The sequence below is a fragment of the Cupriavidus sp. 21MJTG02-4 genome (assembly GCF_057798975.1).
This window is the reverse complement of record NZ_JBYOJP010000007.1, coordinates 101,376-119,172: the sequence shown is the minus strand read 5'-3', so window position 1 is coordinate 119,172 and position 17,797 is coordinate 101,376. Positions and strand designations below refer to the sequence as shown.

General features: G+C 67.0%; 13 protein-coding genes, 1 pseudogene and 1 riboswitch. Of the genes and pseudogenes, 5 read left to right on the top strand and 9 right to left on the bottom strand.

Features of this window, described 5'->3' with window-relative positions; genetic code table 11:
- Positions 1-62: 62 nt before the first annotated feature.
- Positions 63-1,454, bottom strand: coding sequence for a GntP family permease (locus AC3FKH_RS16145; RefSeq protein WP_488676885.1), 1,392 nt, complete (start codon positions 1,452-1,454; stop codon positions 63-65).
- Positions 1,455-1,739: 285 nt separating this feature from the next.
- On the opposite strand from AC3FKH_RS16145, the gene AC3FKH_RS16140 reads away from it, so the two are divergent.
- Both AC3FKH_RS16140 and AC3FKH_RS16135 read left to right on the top strand, forming a co-directional pair.
- On the top strand, positions 1,740-3,245 hold the full coding sequence (locus AC3FKH_RS16140) for a sigma-54 interaction domain-containing protein (protein WP_488676884.1): 1,506 nt from the start codon (positions 1,740-1,742) through the stop codon (positions 3,243-3,245).
- A gap of 88 nt (positions 3,246-3,333) precedes the next feature.
- Positions 3,334-3,630 (top strand): type II toxin-antitoxin system RelB/DinJ family antitoxin, encoded by a 297-nt coding sequence (locus AC3FKH_RS16135; RefSeq protein WP_488676883.1) that lies wholly within the window; start codon positions 3,334-3,336, stop codon positions 3,628-3,630.
- A 127-nt stretch (positions 3,631-3,757) separates the two neighbouring features.
- Here AC3FKH_RS16135 and AC3FKH_RS16130 read toward each other — a convergent pair whose 3' ends face one another.
- Together AC3FKH_RS16130 and gdhA are read right to left on the bottom strand one after the other, a co-directional pair.
- The gene (locus AC3FKH_RS16130) at positions 3,758-5,008 is read right to left on the bottom strand and encodes a D-amino acid dehydrogenase (RefSeq protein ID WP_488676882.1); all 1,251 of its coding nucleotides are present in this window, start codon (positions 5,006-5,008) and stop codon (positions 3,758-3,760) included.
- A 145-nt stretch (positions 5,009-5,153) separates the two neighbouring features.
- Positions 5,154-5,254, bottom strand: a riboswitch (glycine riboswitch).
- Between the two features lie 644 nt (positions 5,255-5,898).
- Positions 5,899-7,242 (bottom strand): NADP-specific glutamate dehydrogenase, encoded by a 1,344-nt coding sequence (gene gdhA / locus AC3FKH_RS16125; protein WP_488676881.1) that lies wholly within the window; start codon positions 7,240-7,242, stop codon positions 5,899-5,901.
- Between the two features lie 223 nt (positions 7,243-7,465).
- Here gdhA and AC3FKH_RS16120 point away from each other — a divergent pair.
- Positions 7,466-7,810: pseudogene (locus AC3FKH_RS16120) on the top strand (2-aminoethylphosphonate--pyruvate transaminase); the annotation flags it as partial.
- A gap of 90 nt (positions 7,811-7,900) precedes the next feature.
- Here AC3FKH_RS16120 and AC3FKH_RS16115 read toward each other — a convergent pair.
- Together AC3FKH_RS16115 and gudD are read right to left on the bottom strand one after the other, a co-directional pair.
- Positions 7,901-8,863: a Bug family tripartite tricarboxylate transporter substrate binding protein gene (locus AC3FKH_RS16115; protein WP_488677049.1), complete on the bottom strand. Its 963-nt coding sequence runs from the start codon at positions 8,861-8,863 to the stop codon at positions 7,901-7,903.
- Between the two features lie 264 nt (positions 8,864-9,127).
- Positions 9,128-10,489: a glucarate dehydratase gene (gudD, locus tag AC3FKH_RS16110; protein ID WP_488676880.1), complete on the bottom strand. Its 1,362-nt coding sequence runs from the start codon at positions 10,487-10,489 to the stop codon at positions 9,128-9,130.
- A 195-nt stretch (positions 10,490-10,684) separates the two neighbouring features.
- On the opposite strand from gudD, the gene AC3FKH_RS16105 reads away from it, so the two are divergent.
- Together AC3FKH_RS16105 and AC3FKH_RS16100 are read left to right on the top strand one after the other, a co-directional pair.
- A complete protein-coding gene (locus AC3FKH_RS16105; protein ID WP_488676879.1) occupies positions 10,685-11,422 on the top strand; it encodes a FadR/GntR family transcriptional regulator in 738 nt (245 codons plus the stop codon).
- A 147-nt stretch (positions 11,423-11,569) separates the two neighbouring features.
- Positions 11,570-13,147, top strand: a complete 1,578-nt coding sequence (locus tag AC3FKH_RS16100; RefSeq protein WP_488676878.1) for an aldehyde dehydrogenase (NADP(+)) — start codon at positions 11,570-11,572, stop codon at positions 13,145-13,147.
- Between the two features lie 6 nt (positions 13,148-13,153).
- Here AC3FKH_RS16100 and AC3FKH_RS16095 read toward each other — a convergent pair whose 3' ends face one another.
- From AC3FKH_RS16095 to AC3FKH_RS16080, 4 genes are all read right to left on the bottom strand, one after another.
- A complete protein-coding gene (locus AC3FKH_RS16095) occupies positions 13,154-14,176 on the bottom strand; it encodes a porin (RefSeq protein WP_488677048.1) in 1,023 nt (340 codons plus the stop codon).
- 80 nt (positions 14,177-14,256) lie between these two features.
- Complete coding sequence (locus AC3FKH_RS16090; RefSeq protein WP_488676877.1) at positions 14,257-15,252, bottom strand: Bug family tripartite tricarboxylate transporter substrate binding protein; 996 nt, start codon at positions 15,250-15,252, stop codon at positions 14,257-14,259.
- Between the two features lie 90 nt (positions 15,253-15,342).
- Positions 15,343-16,527 carry an acyl-CoA dehydrogenase family protein gene (locus tag AC3FKH_RS16085; RefSeq protein ID WP_488676876.1) on the bottom strand — a complete coding sequence of 395 codons (1,185 nt, stop codon included), beginning with the start codon at positions 16,525-16,527 and terminating at the stop codon, positions 15,343-15,345.
- A 38-nt stretch (positions 16,528-16,565) separates the two neighbouring features.
- Complete coding sequence (locus AC3FKH_RS16080; protein ID WP_488676875.1) at positions 16,566-17,789, bottom strand: acyl-CoA dehydrogenase family protein; 1,224 nt, start codon at positions 17,787-17,789, stop codon at positions 16,566-16,568.
- Between the last annotated feature and the right edge of the window lie 8 nt (positions 17,790-17,797).

Genomic DNA, 17,797 nt, shown 5'->3' with positions numbered 1-17,797 from the left:
GAAAGGCGGAGGGGTGCCGGGGTGTCTGGCATGCCCCCCTTCCCCATTCGCGCAAGAAGCGGTCAGACCAGGCCGGTCATGTAGTAGACCAGGATGACGAAAAACACCGCCAGCGTCTTGATCATGGTGACGGCGAAGATGTCGCGGTAGGACTCGCGGTGCGTCAGGCCTGTCACGGCCAGCAGCGTGATCACCGCGCCGTTGTGCGGCAACGTATCCATGCCGCCGCTGGCCATCGACACCACGCGGTGCAGCACCTCCAGTGGAATGCCCGCTGCCTGCGCGCTCTGGATGAAGGTGTCGCCCATGGCGGCCAACGCAATGCTCATGCCGCCCGACGCCGAACCGGTGATGCCGGCCAACGCACTCACCGACACCGCCGCGTTGACCAGCGGATTCGGAATCGCGCGCAGCGCGTCGCCCACCACCAGGAAGCCCGGCAGCGCCGCGATCACGCCGCCGAAGCCGTATTCCGATGCGGTGTTCATGGCCGCCAGCAGCGCGCCGCCCACGGCGGTCTTGCTGCCTTCGGCAAAGCGCTGGCGCACGGTGCCGAACGCGGTCACCACCACCAGCAGGATGCCCAGCAGCAACGCGCCTTCCACGGCCCAGATCGCGACCACGGAGGCAGTCGTGATGCTCACGGGCTTGGCCAGCCCCGGCAGCTCCAGCGAGCTGGTCGCGCCGTACCACTGCGGGATCATCCGCGTCAGCACGAAGTTGGCCACGCCCACCAGCACCAGCGGCGCCAGCGCCAGCAGCGGGTTGGGCAACTGTGCCGTTTCCACCGGTTCCGGCTCGTTCAGCAGCGCCGTGCCATAGCCCTCGCCCTTGGCCATCGCGGCGCGGCGGCGCCATTCGAGGTAGCTCAGGCCCACCACGATGATGAACAGCGCACCAGCCACGCCCAGCACCGGCGCCGCCCAGGCGGTGGTCTTGAAGAAGGTGGTCGGGATGATGTTCTGGATCTGCGGCGTACCGGGCAGCGAATCCATCGTGAACGAGAACGCGCCCAGCGCGATCGCGCCCGGCATCAGCCGCTTGGGGATATTGCTCTGCCGGTACAGCTCGGCCGCGAACGGATAGACCGCGAACACGACCACGAACAGCGACACGCCGCCATAGGTCAGCAGCGCGCAGACGGCGACGATGACCGCGTTCGCGCGCGAGCTGCCGATGTAGCGGATGGCGGCCGCGACGATCGAGCGCGAGTAGCCGGACAGCTCGATTACCTTGCCGAACACGGCGCCGAGCAGGAACACGGGGAAGTACAGCTTCACGAAGCCGACCATCTTCTCCATGAAGATGCCGGTAAAGGCCGGCGCCACCGCCGACGGCTCGGTCAGCAGCACGGCGCCAAGCGCCGCCAGCGGGGCAAACAGGATGACGCTGTAGCCGCGGTAGGCGGCAAGCATCAGGAAGGCTAAAGCAGCAACGACGATCACAAAGGACATGAAGTCTCCGCGAGTTTGTTCTTGGTCTGGGGAAATATAGGCTCCGGCACCCGACGGCGCCCAGTCACTTACATCTGTGGCAGGCAACGCGGCACGGGTCCGCGCATCCGGGACGGCTTGACATTGCAGGGAACATGCCAAGGAAACAAAGTGGATAAAAATTATCTTTTACGTCATTTTGATGGCAATTAGAACCTCGCCAGTCTTGATTTGGAGACAAAGCAGAAATGCCGGACGAAAAATGCTCCATTGTGAGACTATTCGTCTCCAAATCGAGAAGAAGAAATGGAAACACTGAGCGAAGCCGGAGACAACGTACTGGGCAACTACGATTCCGTGGCTCGCCGCGCGATGGAATCGCTGTTCCGCACGTTCGAGAATTTCAGCGAGGGCACGATCGTGGTTGATGTGCAGGGCCGCGTGGTGTGGATCAACAAGCGTTATGCGGCGCGCTTTGGCTTTGCCGATCCGCGGGACGCGATCGGGCTCGACTGCGAGCGGGTCATTCCCAACAGCCTGCTGCGCGAGGTGGCGGCCACGGGCAAGCCGATCCTGCTCGACATCATGGAGGCCGCGCGCGAGCCGATGATCGTGATGCGCCTGCCGATCAAGGACGACGAAGGCAACACCGTGGGCGCGGTGGGCTTCGCCCTGTTCGACGAACTCAAGGCCCTGACGCCGCTGCTGTCGCACTACACGCGCGCCCGCGACGAACTGGCCGCCACGCGGCGCACGCTGGAGCAGACCCGCCGCGCCAAGTACACCTTCGCGAGCTTCGTCGGCAATTCGCCCGCCACGCTGGAGCTCAAGCGCCTGGCACGCCGCGCGGCGCAGGTCGATGCGCCGGTCTTGCTGCTTGGAGAAACCGGCACGGGCAAGGAACTGCTGGCCCACGCCATTCATGCCGGGTCGCTGCGCGCCGACCGCCCACTGGTCACCGTCAACGTCGCGGCGATTCCGGACGCGCTGCTGGAAGTGGAATTCTTCGGCGCCGCGCCCGGCGCCTATACCGGCGCGGAGCGCAAGGGACGTGTCGGCAAGTTCGAGCTGGCCGATGGCGGCACGCTGTTCCTCGACGAGATCGGCGACATGCCGCTCTCTCTGCAGGGCAAGCTGCTGCGCGCGCTGCAGGACAAGGAGATCGAACCGATCGGCTCGAACCGCATCATCCGCTCGGACGTGCGCATCATTGCCGCGACATCGGCCGACCTGTCCGCGCTGGTCGAGGCGGGCAAGTTCCGGGCGGATCTCTATTACCGGCTCAATGTCGTGCCGATCTGCCTGCCGCCGCTGCGCCTGCGCCAGGCGGACCTGCTGCCGCTGGCCTACGCGATCCTGGAAGAAATCTGCCGGCGCACCGAACGCGATGCGCCGGTGCTGTCCGACTCCGCGCTCGCGCTGATGGGCGAGCACGACTGGCCGGGCAATGTCCGTGAACTGCGCAACACGCTGGAACGGCTGGTGATGATGCACGACGGCGGCGAGGTCGATGCATCGATGCTGGCGCCGCTGCTTGGCCGGCGCGCGGTCACGGCACCGGCTCCGGCGCCCGCCAGGCAGCCGGTGGTGACGGACACGGCAGCGCCGTTGCTGCCGCCGGCGCCGCAGGGCTACGCCGATGCCATGGCGCAGTACGAGGCCGCATTCCTGACACAGGCGCTGGCTGCCAGCCGCGGCAACGCGCCGCGCGCGGCCGCGGCCATCGGCATCAGCCGCGCGGCGTTCTACAAGAAGCTGGTGGCGCACCGCGCGGCCGGGCGCATGGCGCCGGGCGGCGTGGCTGGGGACTGAGTAACCGTCCCTGGAGTCAAGCGGTACCGCGCCCTTGGTTGCATCTCAATTGAGATGCATAATGGAAGTCACGAAACAGGAGATGGCTATGGCGCATACCTCGATGCTGCACATCCGAGTGGATGATGAACTCAAGGCGCAAGCGACGCAAAACCTCGCCAGCGTTGGCTTGACGCTGTCTGATGCGGTTCGCATTCTGCTGACCCGCATCGCCAAGGAAGGCGGTTTGCCAGCCGGCCTGACCACCGATCCGGCAACCTACGACGCCTGGTTCCGCGCCAAGGTGCAGCAAGCGCTGGCCGATGCGGGCCCTGCGATCGCGCACGGTCAGGTGATGGACGATGTGCAGACGCTCATCGACCGGAAACGCCGTGCACGCGGTTGAATGGACGGGGTGGGCCAAGGCTGCCGGTCGCGTGGAGGGCTAGCGGTGGTGCAGCGCCGGGCCGAGCGCGGCGAAGCGGCTGGCGCGGCCCCGCCGCTCGGATAACGGCAACAAAGACTGAGCGCGCTCAGTGCACCGGATGGCTCGCGGCGATGGTCTGGCCGATCATCGCGGCCGTGGCGGCGGAGAGCGTCCAGCCCAGATGCCCGTGTCCCGTGTTGTAGAACACGCGCGTGGCGCGGCCGCGCGCGACCCGCGGCATCATGTCGGGCATCATCGGCCGCAGGCCCGCCCACGGCACGGAACGCGAAGTCTCGATATCGAAATTGCGCCGCACCCATGACACCAGTGGTGCGATGCGGTCCGCCCGGATATCGCGGTTGTCGCCGTTGAACTCGGCGGTGCCGGCCACGCGGAAACGGTCCGCGCCCAGCCGGCTGGTCACGATCTTGGCGCTCTCGTCGAGCAGGCTGACATACGGAGCGTTGTTCACGCTACGCGCGTCATCGAGATGCACGGTGATCGAATAGCCCTTGACCGGATAGACGTTGAGGCGGTCGCCCAGCATCGCGGCGATATGGCGGCTGCCCACGCCGGCGCAGACCACCACGGCGGTTCCCTTGATTTCGCGTTCGCCGCCATCCTGCCCCGAAGCGATGGCGGCTTCCGATGCGCCCAGGCGCATCGTGACGCCGTCGGAACGCAGGTCCACGGCCTTCACGTCGACGCCCTGCAGAAACGTCACGCCAAGCCGTTCGCATGCGCGCGCCAGGCCGCGCGTGAACTTGTGGATGTCGCCGGTGGAATCGGATGGCGTGAAGTAGCCGCCGTAGTAATGGCCCTGCAGCGTCGGCTCGATCGAGCGGATCTCTTCCGGCGTGACGGCGTAGCGCTCCAGGCCGCCTTGCACCAGCATCTGGTTGGTGCGGCCCGCGGCCTCGAAGCTGGGGCGATCGTGATAGAAGTGCAGGATGCCGCGGCGCTCCAGGTTGAAATCGATCTGCTCGCGCTCGGCCATGTCGAACAGGTGCTGGCGCGCGGCGATGGCCAGGCGCGTGGTCGCGATGGTATTGGCGCGGTAGTTGCGGAGGTTGCCGACGAATTCACCGAGCCACGAATACTTGTGCCACGACGGACGCGGATTGAGCAGCAGCGGCGCGTCGCGCCGCATCATCCATTTGAAGCCCTTGAGCAGCGTGCCGGCGTTGTTCCAGACCTCCGCGTTGCAGGCGGAAAGCTGGCCGCCGTTGGCGAACGAGGTTTCCATCGCAGGATAGTGGTGACGGTCCAGCACGGTGACGCGATAGCCCTGTTTCGCGAGGGTATAGGCGGTCGTGACGCCGGTAATGCCGGCGCCGATGACGAGCATGTGAGACATGACAGATTGTCCTGAAGCAAGGATGAATTCGACCGTTGCCGGTCCCCTGCCCCATCTGTCCGTGGTACCTGAGAGCTTGGACATGGCCGATGACCATGCCGTCCCCTTCGGTGGGCGCCGTAGCGCCTCTCTCCAGATCTGTACTTGCGACGCCACAGTCCTCGGTGCCTGAGAGTTTCCGGGGCGGTTGCTCCGTCGGCGCCGGACCCGCCTTGGCGGCGAGCCGGTCTCTCCTGCGATGTCGCACGGCGTCGGAGGGTAGTCCGGAGCCGCTTGTTTTTTGACAGGCGCGGGCCTGTCGAGGGGGATGATAGCTTGAAGGGGTGGGGAGTGGTGAGTCGGGTTATCCCCCAGCGAATCCGGATTACCAGGCGGCTCCCTCCTAACCACGCCATCGGAAGGATGCCTACGGCTGCGGCGCACTCAGTGAAAACCGAGGGAAGGAAAGGAAAAGAAAGGGAAGAGAAGAAACGGAAGCACCGGCACTGGCGCCGATGATGCCCCCGACCAACCGACTACTGAGCCGCGCAGCAGCCGAAGGCGATGATGCGACAGCGCGGGCAGTGTCGGGCCACGGACAGGTTCGGGGCTCGTTCAGTCATTGCCCGAGAGCCTGCAGACGGACGCGCACCACGCGGCAGGCAGCCGGGCAGTCTCTGAAGCGAATACCCGTACGAAATTCTTCGCACGCTACGATCAATATTCGCCCGTTAGGGCAAGTAAACGCGTTTCTTTGCCTACTTTCTTGTCGCTCGGACAAGAAAGTAGGTCGCCGGCTACGCCGGCGAAACAGCAGCGCATGCCAAGAGCGACAAACCATCCATTGCCAAGGATGGAGCCCCAGCCGGCGACGCCACAAAAAAATGCGGCGCCCGCCAGGAACGCCAAGCTCAAATCACCCCTTGCGCCAGCATCGCATCCGCAACCTTCACAAACCCCGCGATATTCGCGCCTTCCACGTAGTTCACATAGCCTCCGTCCTTCTGGCCATGGTGAATACAGTTCTGGTGGATATCCTTCATGATCGCGTGCAGCTTCTCGTCGACCTCCGCGTGGTGCCACGACAGCCGCATGGCGTTCTGCGACATTTCCAGACCCGACGTGGCCACGCCGCCGGCGTTGCTGGCCTTGCCCGGCGCGTAGAGGATCTTCGCGTCGACGAAGCGATCCACGGCCTCCAGCGTGGAAGGCATGTTCGCGCCTTCCGCCACGCAAATCACGCCATTGCCGAGCAGCGTTTCAGCGTCGTTGCCGTCGAGTTCGTTCTGCGTCGCGCACGGCAGCGCCACATCGGCGGGCACATGCCACGGCGTGCGGCCTGCCTCGAACGTCAGGCCGTGGCGCGCGGCGAAGTCGGACAAGCGCCCGCGCTCTTCGTTCTTGAACGCCATGACTTCGGCGAGCTGTTCGGTGGTCATGCCCTGCGGGTAATGCAGCACGCCGCCGGAGTCCGACAGCGTCAGCACCTTCGCACCCAGTTCGATGGCCTTTTCAGCGCCGTACTGCGCAACGTTGCCCGAGCCGGAAATCAGCACGCGCAGGCCGTCGAAGCCCATGCCGCGGCGGTGAAGCATTTCCTGCGCGAAGTACACCGTGCCGTAGCCGGTGGCTTCCGGGCGCATCAGGCTGCCGCCGTACGCCAGGCCCTTGCCCGTGAACACGCAGGCAGACTGGTTCGACAACTTCTTCATCATGCCGGCCATGAAGCCGACTTCGCGCGCACCCACGCCGATGTCGCCGGCAGGGATGTCAGTGTCCGGACCCAGGTGGCGGAACAGCTCGGTCACCAGAGCCTGGCAGAAGCGCATCACCTCGGCGTCCGACTTGCCCTTCGGGTCGAAGTCCGAACCGCCCTTGCCACCGCCCATCGGCAACGTGGTCAGCGCGTTCTTGAAGGTCTGCTCGAAGCCGAGGAACTTCAGCACCGACAGGTTCACCGTCGGGTGAAAGCGCATGCCGCCCTTGAACGGACCGATGGCCGAGCTGTGCTGCACGCGGAACGCGCGATTGACCTGCACGCGGTTCTGGTCGTCGGTCCACGCCACGCGGAACTGGATCACACGCTCGGGTTCGACCAGGCGCTCGAGCAGCGCCTGGTCGGCATAGCGCGGGTGACGCTCGACAAACGGCCAAAGCGTCACCATGACTTCTTTCACGGCCTGCAGAAATTCGGGTTGGCCGGGGTCGCGCCGGGCTACGCCGGCCAGGAATGCGTCGAGGGAGGGAGAATTCACGGGATGTCTCTGCTGTGCTGGAAAGAGCGGCCGCGCCGGATGCGTGCCCGGCTTGCGTGCCGTAAGAATTGCGCGATCCGTGGAACAACCCCGACCAACGCAATTGTTAATACATTGCAGAACTGCGATGAATGTATCAACGGGGCAACACTTTACCACCGTGCAGGAATTTCCCGACAGTGAAAACTGCTGTGACCGTCACGCATGCGGCCCGAAAATCACCCCGGTGCGCGGCGCGCGCTATCGCCGCAACTGCGAGACGCTGGTGAAGGGCATGGCTTCGCTGGGCTTCCGGCCGTTCCTGTCGCCGGACGTGCAGGCGCCGATCATCGTCACGTTCCACGCCCCGGCCGACGCGCGCTATGACTTCAGGACGTTCTACGAGAAGGTGCGTGCGCGCGGCTACGTCCTCTATCCGGGCAAGCTGACCGAGGTCGAGACGTTCCGCGTGGGATGCATCGGCGCGATCGACGACAACGAAATGCGCAATGTGGTGACGGCGATCGGCGAGACGCTGCGTGAAATGGGCATCGCCGCGCAGCCGGCGGACATGGCAAGGGCGGCCTGACGGCCGCCCCGGAAACTGCCAGGAGCCAGGTTGCTCCCATCTCCCAGGCATGGGAGAGGGGAGCAACCAAGCGTTCCTTGTTGGTCCAACTCAATCCATCGTGATCTTGCCCTGCTCGATCACCGTCTTCCAGCGCTTGAGCTCCTGGCTCTCGAACTGCGCGAACTGCTCCGGCGTGTTGGCCACCACCTCGAAGCCGCTTTCGGCCAGCTTCTCGCGCATCTTCGGCTCGTTGAGCGCGCCGACCAGCGCGCCGTGCAGGCGGTTCTTCACCTCGGGCGACAGGCCGCGCGGTGCGGCGACACCCTGCCACGAATAGACCTCGACGTCCTTCACGCCGCCTTCGGCCATGGTCGGCACATTGGGCAACACCGCGGCACGCTTGTCCGACGTCACCGCCAGCGCGCGCAGCTTGCCGGTACGGATATGCTGCAGCACGGCGTTGATGTTCTGGAACGACACGTCGACCTGTCCGGCCAGCAGATCGGAGATGGCCGGCGCGCCGCCCTTGTACGGAACGTGCAGACCCTCGGTGGCGCTCTTCTGCCAGAACAGCGCGGCGGTCAGGTGGTCGGACGAACCCGCACCCGATGTCGCGAAGGCGACTTTGCCCGGGTTCTTCTTCATGTAGCTGACCAGTTCCTGCAGATTCTTGGCCGGGAAACTCGGTGTGGCGACCAGCACGTTGGGCGCCCGCACCGCCACGGTGAGCAGGTCGAAATCCTTGGCCGGATCGTAGCCCAGGTTTTTCTGCAGGAACGGATTCACCGCGAACACGCCGATCGACGCCACCAGCATGGTGTAGCCGTCCGCCGGCGCGCGCTTGACGAACGTCGCACCGATCGCGCCCGTGGCGCCGGGACGGTTATCGATGACGAAAGGCTGGCCCAGCTTCTCGTTGAGCGGCGGCGCGAGCATGCGCGCGATGGTGTCTGTCGAGCCGCCCGCCGGGAACGGCACCACCACCGAAACCGGCTTTTGCGGCCAGGCCTGGCTGGCCGCCATGGCCGCGCCGCTTGCCACGGATGCGGCCGCCGCAGCGGCCAGAACCATGCCCGCGCCGGCAATGCGGCGCAGCGTGGAAAAATCGATCATTGTTGTCTCCTCCTGGTATTTGTATGGCACTGGCCGGTACGAGATCGCGACCCACGCATTCCTAGTGTCCTGTTTCAGAAATTCGTTGAATAAGTCAGCCGATAAGTCGCGCGATGCGTCGTCGCCAATGCTCGCAAGGCTTCAGCCTTGCTGCGCTTGGCTCCTAGCCTCGCACGCCTTCTCGGCAGACTTATTTCTTCAACGAATTTCTGACTCAGGACACTAGCGGACCATGCAGGGCGCCTTGTTGTTGAACTTCCAGTTCGGGATCAGGAACTGCATGGCGATGGCGTCGTCGCGCGCGCCCAGTCCCTTCTCCTGGTAGAGGCGGTTGGCACGCGCCAGCGCGTCCATGTCCAGCTCCACGCCAAGCCCCGGCGTCCTGGGCACCTGCACCAGGCCGCCTTCGATCTTCAGCGGCTCGCGCGTCAGGTGCTCGCCGTCCTGCCAGATCCAGTGCGTGTCGATCGCGGTGACACGGCCCGGCGCGGCGGCGGCCACGTGGGTGAACATCGCCAGCGAGATATCGAAGTGGTTGTTCGAATGCGACCCCCAGGTCAGGCCCCACTCGGCGCACATCTGCGCCACGCGCACCGAACCCTGCATGGTCCAGAAGTGCGGGTCGGCCAGCGGGATGTCCACCGACTGCAGCCGTACCGCGTGGCCCATCTGGCGCCAGTCGGTGGCGACCATGTTGGTGGCGGTAGGCAGCCCGGTCGCGGCGCGGAACTCGGCCATGATCTCGCGCCCGGAGTAGCCCTCCTCGGCGCCGCACGGGTCTTCCGCGTAGGCCAGGATGCCGTGCTTGTCGCGGCACAGGCGAATGGCGTCCTTCAGCAGCCAGCCGCCGTTCGGATCGAGCGTCACGCGCGCCTTCGGGAAACGCTCGTGCAGCGCGATGATCGCCTCCATCTCCTCGTCGCCGCGGAGCACGCCGCCCTTGAGCTTGAAGTCGTTGAAGCCATAGCGTTCGTAGGCGGCCTCGGCCAGGCGCACCACGCCCTTGGCGTCCATCGCGACTTCGTTGCGCACGCGGAACCATGCGTTGCCGGCGTCGGGCTCGGTGCGGTAGTCGAGCGAGGTCTTCTTGCGGTCGCCAACGTAGAACAGGTAGCCCAGCATCTCCACGGCATCGCGCTGCTGGCCTTCGCCCAGCAGCGCGGCCACCGGCACCTGCAGATGCTTGCCCAGCAGGTCGAGCAGTGCGGCTTCGAGTGCGGTCACGGCGTGGATCGTGATGCGCAGGTCGAACGTCTGCAAGCCGCGGCCGCCCGCGTCGCGGCTGGCGAACGTGGCGCGGACCTTGTTGAGGATCGCCTGATACTGGCCGATGCCCTGCCCCACCACCAGCGGGCGCGCGTCCTCGAGCGTCTGGCGGATGCCCTCGCCGCCCGGCACCTCGCCAACCCCGGTGTTGCCGGCGCTGTCCTTGAGGATCACGATGTTGCGGGTGAAGTACGGACCATGCGCGCCCGACAGGTTCATCAACATGCTGTCGTGGCCGGCAACCGGCACGACGGTCAGTTCAGTCACCACCGGCGTAGCGGCCTGGTTGCCGTGGATGGCGGCTTGCGATGCGTTCATGCGGGCTGTCTCCGGAATCTGATTGGCTTTCGGTGCCGCAGCGGCGTCGGCTGCGGCATCCCTATATCGGCAGATCGCGGACTGCGGATCCTTTTATCGCAGTCCGTTATCAGTCGTCGTATAACTTATGACCGAGTATAATGACCACATTCCGGCCCGGTCAAGGCCGCAATTTCCCTACGCCTGCCCACGCTCATGTCCGACGCCCAGATCTCGACTCCCGCCCCCCTGCGCCGCCGCGGCCGTACGCTGGCCGAGGAAGTGGTGAGCGGCCTCACCGAGCGCATCCGCGAGGGGCAACTCAAGCCCGGCGACAAGCTGCCGACCGAGTCCGAGGTCATGACGAGCTTCGGCGTGAGCCGCACCGTGGTACGTGAAGCGCTGTCGCGCCTGCAGGCCAGCGGGTTCGTGGAAACGCGCCATGGCATCGGCACCTTCGTGCTGGCACGCCCGGCCGAGACGGCCTCGCCGTTCCGCATCGACCTGGCGACCATGGGCACCGCCATGGATGTGCTGGCCATGCTCGAATTCCGCGTCAGCCTGGAGGCCGAGGCCGCCGGCCTGGCCGCCACGCGCCGCAGCGACGAGCAGCTTGCCAGCATGCGCCGCGCGCTCGACGCCATGAAACGCAGCGCCACCGAGGGCAGCGATGCCGTCAGCGCGGATTTCGACTTCCACCTGTCCATTGCCCGCGCCACCGGCAACCGCTATTTCACGGACATCATGGGCCACCTGGGCACCATGCTGATCCCGCGCAGCCGCTTGCAGGTGAACAGCCAGGAACGCGCGCAGTACCTGGAGCGCGTGCATATCGAGCACGAGAATATCTACGACGCCATCGAGCGCCACGATCCGGAAGCTGCCAAGGCCGCCATGCGCATGCACCTGACCAACAGCCGCGAGCGGCTGCGCAAGGCTTCCGCCGCCGCCTGAGCCGGCCGCTGCCCGCATGGTTGCGGCCAACCATCTCATGTCATATGATGTCTTACGAGATGACACCAAGCGGCGTCACCAACGGACCGGACCGGCCTGTTTGACCGCGGCCCCCGCACCTCTCTTCCCTTTGCAGGAAATCCAGACATGACCATTACCGGCGAAATGCTGATCGGCGCGAGCGCCGTGCGCGGCACTGACGAACCCTTCCACGCCGTCAACCCGGCCACCGGCGAGACCCTGGAACCGGTCTTCCACGGCTCCCGCAGCGCCGACGTGGCGCGTGCCTGCGAGCTGGCCGAAGCGGCGTTCGATATCTTTCGCGCCACTTCGCCCGAGCAGCGCGCGGCTTTCCTCGAGGCGATTGCCACCCAGATCGAAGCCCTTGGCGATGCGCTGATCGAGCGCGCCCATGCCGAGAGCGCGCTGCCGATCGGCCGCCTGCAAGGCGAGCGCGGTCGCACCACGGGCCAGCTGCGCCTCTTCGCCACGGTGCTGCGCGCCGGCCGCTGGCAGGAAGCCACGCTCGACAGCGCGCTGCCCGAGCGCACCCCGCCGCGGCCGGACCTGCGCATGCAGAAGATCGCCATCGGACCGGTTGCCGTGTTCGGCGCCAGCAACTTCCCGCTGGCCTTCTCCGTGGCCGGCGGCGATACTGCCTCGGCCCTGGCGGCTGGCTGCCCGGTGGTGGCCAAGGCGCATCCCGCACACCCGGGCACCTCCGAACTGGTCGGCCGCGCGATCCGCCAGGCGGTGGCCGATGCCGGCCTGCCGGAAGGCGTGTTCTCGCTGCTGACCGGCGCGGGCCACACCGTAGGTACCGAACTGGTGGCCCACCCGGCCATTCAGGCCGTAGGCTTCACGGGCTCGCGCGCCGGCGGACTGGCGCTGATGCAGGTTGCCAGCAACCGGGCCCAGCCGATCCCGGTTTATGCCGAGATGAGCAGCATCAACCCGGTCTTCCTGCTGCCCGCAGCCCTGGCGGCGCGCGGTGAAGCGATTGCGCGCGACCTGGCCGATTCGCTGGTGCTCGGCGTGGGCCAGTTTTGCACCAACCCCGGCCTGCTGCTGGCCCTGGAAGGCCCGGCGCTAGATGCCTTCCGCGCCACGGCCGGCTCCGCCGTGACGGCCAAGCCGGCCGGCACCATGCTGACGCCGGGCATCCAGCGCGCGTTCGAACAAGGCATCGGCAAGCTGGCGAACATCGATGGCCTCGCGCGTACCGCCAGCGGCCAGGCCAGCACCGGCCCGAACCAGGCCCGCGCGGCAGTGTTCGAGACCACGGCGCAGCGCTTTGTCGCCGATCCGCGCATGCACGCCGAAGTGTTCGGCCCGTCCACCGTGCTGGTGACTTGCCGCGATGTCGAGGACATGCTCGCCGTCACGCGCGAACTGGAAGGCCAGCTGACTGCCACCGTGCAGGCTGACCAGGGCGACTACGCGCTGGCAGCCCGGCTGCTGCCGGTGCTGGAGCGCAAGGTCGGCCGCGTGCTCTTCAACGGCTTCCCGACCGGCGTGGAAGTGTCGTACGCCATGGTTCACGGCGGCCCCTTCCCGGCCACTTCCGATACGCGCACGACTTCGGTCGGCACCACGGCGATGGAGCGATTCCTGCGGCCGGTGTGCTATCAGAACGTGCCGGCGGAACTGCTTCCCGCCGCGCTGCAGGACGGCAATCCGCTCGATCTGTGGCGCCTGAAGGACGGCCAGCCCGCACGGGGCTGACGGTCTTCAGAACCGGTGCCGCAAGCCGACGCTCACGGACCGGGCATCGTCGCCGCTGCCCGGATCGATCGCGATGCTGTTGTTGGTCACGCTGCCACCGGGGCTGTTGTGCACGAGCACTGCGCGCAGGTAAGCCGTGGTGCGCTTGCTCAGGTCATGGTCCCAGCCCAGCGTCACTGCCAGCGGCCGTTGGCCCCCGCCCAGGATCTGCCGCTTGACTGCGGCAGCCTTGAACGTGTCCTGATGCGTCACCGTCCAGCTCAGCGTCACGCCATAGTGCCGGGCCGAACGGGTATCGGGTCGGTTGCTGCTTGCCGCATTGAACAGCAAGCCGACCTCGACCGGCGCGAACCTGTAGGAGCCGCCGACGAAATGGTTCGACGTCAGCGACGGATCGACCGGCACGTTGGCGCCCGTGTACATGCCCTGGTAGCTGTAGAACGCGTAGGCGTTCCCTGCCTCGTAAGTGGCGTTCATGCCGAAGTTCAGGCCCGAGAGCGATGCGCCGGGCACCTCGCCCGGCGCCACGGCGGCGGTGAAGGAAAAGCCGCCCCAGTTTGGCGAGAAATACTGCACCGCGTTGTCGAAGCGCGCGCCATAGGCCACTTGCCCGGTGCCCTGCGATGCCGTGGCGCTGAGCAGGTTGAACGGCGACACCGCGCCATTGAGCAGGAACGGGTCGAGCCGCAGCAGGGCATAGAACGATGGCGTGTACTGGCGGCCGAGCCGGAACTCGCCCCAGCCATCCGACAGGCCCATGTAGGCCTGCCGCCCGAACAGCCGGTTGTTGCCGAAGAACTCGGTACCGGTGTCGATATTGAAGCCCGATTCGACCAGGAAGTTCGCCTTCAGCCCGCCACCCAGGTCTTCGATCCCGCGGATGCCCCAGCGCGACGCAGCCTGCTGGCCTTCACGCATCCGCACCACGCTTTCCGATCCCTTCGCGTATTCGATCGAGGCATCCACCACGCCGAACAGCTGCATCGTGCCCGCCGCCGCATTGCCGGCGGCCAGCGCCGCGCCCGTCATCCCCATCCCGATTGCCACCCACTGTCTGGCCTTCACGCTCGAACTCTCCCGTTCTCGTTGCTGGTTGTCTTGCAGTGCGCTCACTGCGCCTCCAGTCCGGCCACCTTCACCACCTCGCCCCATGCGGCCAGGTCGGCGCTGACCAGCGTGGCCAGTTCCGACGCGCTCGTCGGCGTGGCCGGCTTCAGGTTCATCGCGGTAAAGCGTGCACGGTCTTGCGGCGACTGCAGGATGCGGTTGACCTCGGCGTTGAGCCGCGTCACGATCGGTGCCGGCAGGCCCCTGGGCCCGAACAGCGCCACCCAGCTCGCCTGCTGGAACGGCACGCCCTGCTCCGTCATGGTCGGTACGTCAGGCGTAGGCAGCAGCCGCTCCGGGCCCGAGACCGCGATGCCACGGATACGGCCGGACTTCAGGAGCGGGATGGAGGAGATCGAATCCGTGATGCCGATGGTCACGTGGCCGGCCGCCAGGTCGTTGCTGCATTGGGTGGCGGTCTTGTACGGGATATGGCGCAGGCGGAGGCCGGTTTTGGCCTTCAGGTACTCCATCGCCAGATGGCCGCCCGAGCCCACGCCCCATGAGCAGTACGCGAGTTCGGTCTTGCTGGCCTTCACGTAGGCCAGGAACTCCTGCAGGTTGCGCGCCGGCACGCTGGCGCTGACCGCCAGCAGGTTGCCGCCGGGCGCGCTGGGACGCGCGATCGGCGTGAAGTCCTTGAGCGGGTCATACGGCAGCGCCGGCGTCGTCCACGGATTCACCGTCAGCGTTGCCGAGTACGTGAACAGCAACGTGTAGCCGTCGGGCGCTGCACGCGCCACGGTCTCGCTGGCGATGATGCCGTTGGCGCCGGGGCGGTTGTCGATCACCACGGGTTGCTTGAGCGCCGTGCTCAGGCGCTCGGCAATCAGCCGCGCGGTCTGGTCCGTCACGGTGCCCGCGCCCGATGGCAGGACCATGCGGATCGGCCGGTTGGGATACGGCGCCTCGGCGTGCGCAGCGGCGGCGCTGGCCAGGGCCAGCGGCACGGCGAGCGCCGCGCCGGCCCAGCGGGTACCGGTGTGATGGCTGAACATGATAGGGTCTCCACTGCGGCGCATTGGCCGCCCAAGCCGGTGCGTTGCCGGCGTGTCGTCAGAGGGCGCGCAGCGCCCAGGCAAAGCGACTCAGGCGGCAAGCGCCTGCGTCGCGTGATCGAGGGCTGAAAGCCGTTCGTAGTGCCAGTCGGCGTCGCCGAACAGGTTGGCCAGCGCGGCCAGCCGCTTGTAGCAATGACCGATTTCCATCTCGTCGGTCATGCCGACCGCACCGTGCAATTGCACCGCGTCTTCGCCGAGTGCGCGCCCCGCGACCGAGACGAAGGCCTTGGCAAGCGAGACCGCGCGCATCCGCGCGGGCGGACTGTCGTGCAGCGCGGCAGCAGCCGCCTCGGTGATGGCGCGCGCCTGCTCGACGCTGACATAGAGGTCCACCAGCCGGTGGCGGATCACCTGGTTCGCCGACAGCGGACGTCCGAACTGCTCGCGCGTGGCGAGGTAATCGCGGGTCAGCGCAAACGCGCGCGCCATGGTGCCCACGGCTTCGGCGCAAGCCATGGTGGTGGCGCGATCGATCGCCGCGTCTACCGCTGGCCACGCGCCGCCCACGGCGCCGATGCGCGCGCTGTCGGCAACGCTCACGCGACTGAGCGTGACATGAGCGGTCTGTCGGCCGTCATACGTCGGCAGTGGCTCGATGGCGACGCCACGCGAGCCGGCCGGCACGGCGAACAGCGTCAGGCCGTCGCGCTCGCGGCGCTGGCCGCTGGTGCGCGCCAGTACCAGCAGGATGTCCGCGCTGCCGCCGCCGAGGACCAGCGTCTTGCGGCCATCCAGCGTCCAGCCGGCCGGGCCGGCACCATCGCCCGGCGGCCGGGCGGTGGTGTCGACGTCGAACGCGTCATAGCGACCCTGCGGCTCCCACGCGGCCAGCGCCAGCATGGTGCGTCCGTCCGCCATCGCCGCGGCGGTGGCGGCATGGGCGGGGTCGCCGCACCCGGCCAGCAGCGGCCCGCACAACGCGGCATTGGCCAGCCACGGCTCGGCGGGTTGCGCGCTGCCAAGCGCCTGCGCCAGCGCGGCCTGGTCCGCGGCATCGCCGAATCCGCCGCAGCTTTCGGGCAGGCCCAGCGCGAGCCAGCCGAAGCCGGCAAACGCTTGCCAGTGCCGGCGCGAGAATCCGCCGGGCTCGGCCAGCGCCGCGCGCCGCTGTTCAAAGCCGTAGTCACGTTCGACATAGCGCTGCACACTTTCCTGCAGCATGCGGCGGTCGTCGGGGTCGTGATCGTGGTCGTGATCGTGGGAATCGCTCATGGTCCGTTTCTTTCGCAAACTGAGGGTGGCCGGGGGGGCTATAGCCCGAGCACCTGCTTGGCCAGCAATTCGTGCTGGATCTCGCTGGAGCCGCCGGCAATGGTGTAGCCGCGCGTCACGAAACGCCTGGCCGAAGCGGCTGCCGCATACGCGGATTGCCCGGGGCGTGGCGCCGCCGGTTCGAAATGCGCGGCACGATCGTAGGCCAGGGTGTCCGGACCCAGCGCGTCGACCGCCAGGTTCTCGATGTCCTGGATCAGGCGGCTGCCGAGCAGCTTGAGCATGCCGGTCTCGGGCCCGAGCCGCTCCCCCGCGCGAGCCCGCCGGCGAAAGCGCAGCACGGTCGCGGCCAGCGCTTCGAGCCGCACGTCCAGTTCGCGGAACCGGCGCGCAAACCACGGCCGCTCCGTCAATGGCTGCCCACCCTCTTCAAGCGCCGTGGCAATGGCACGTACCTTGGCCAGGCGGCGCCGGTTCTCGGCCACGCGGGCGAGGTTCAGGCGCTCATGTTCAAGCAGCGACTTGGCAATCGACCAGCCCGCGTTCTCGTCGCCGACGCGGTTGTCCACCGGCACTTCGACATCGTCGAAGAACACCTGGTTGAACAGGTGCCAGCCGTGGATGCCCACCAGCGGGCGCACGCTGATGCCGGGGCTGCGCATGTCGATCAGCAGGAAGCTGATGCCCTGCTGCGCGCGCGCCGCGCTGTCGGTACGCACCAGGCAGAAGATCCAGTCCGCGTACTGCGCGTAGGACGTCCAGATCTTGCTGCCGTTGACGACATAGACCTCGGTGCCGTCCGCGCGCGTCTTGCGCACCGCATGCGTCTTCAGCGAGGCGAGGTCGGAGCCGGCGTTGGGCTCCGAATACCCCTGGCACCACCAGTGCTCCAGGCTGAGGATGCGCGGCAGGAAATACTGCTGCTGCGCCGGCGTGCCATAGCGGATCAGTATCGGCCCGATCATCTCGATGGAGATACCGCCAGTCTCGGGCGCGTGGGCGAGCACCAGTTCCTCCTGGAACACGGCGCGCCGCTCGGCGCTCCAGCCCAGCCCGTGCCAGTCGCGCGGCCAGTGCGGTGCAAGCCAGCCGCGTTCTGCCAGCCGGCGCTGCCAGTCGATCATCTCGTCCTTGCTGACTTCCAGGCCCAGGCGCACCTTCTCACGCACGGCGTGCGGCAATGCCTGGACGACAAAGGCGCGCACCTCACGACGGAACTCGTGCAGCGCGGCTTCGCTGTCATGGATGGTGGATTCGCTCATGCAGGATC